The following is a 288-nucleotide window of genomic DNA, read 5'->3' on the forward strand; positions in this document are numbered from 1 at the left end:
CCGCCCCACCGCTCGGTACAACTCCGCGCAGCGCGTAAACAAGCGCCCGGCCTCTTCGATTTTACCGGCTAAATGCGTGTCTTTGAGATGCTTGCGCGCGCGCACAATCATCTCGTCCGGGTTTTCAAACACCGCCACCACGCCGGAGTCATGTTGCTGCGGTATCGCCGGTTGTGCGGACTGCCCGGATTGGCCGGCGGGCGCGGGCGCATCGACCGGTTTGCGGCGGATGGCGGTCGTGTTTTTGCCGGGCCTGACCGGCGACGAAAACGGGTTCTGTTCAAATAC

1 protein-coding gene is annotated in these 288 nt (G+C 63.2%); it reads right to left on the reverse strand.

Going from position 1 to position 288, the window contains the following annotated elements:
• The coding region (locus NCR38_RS34045; RefSeq protein ID WP_250478544.1) for a hypothetical protein at window positions 1-288 on the reverse strand (288 nt) is incomplete at both ends.

The organism is Caballeronia sp. INML1 (assembly GCF_023631085.1).
Lineage (GTDB): Bacteria > Pseudomonadota > Gammaproteobacteria > Burkholderiales > Burkholderiaceae > Caballeronia > Caballeronia turbans.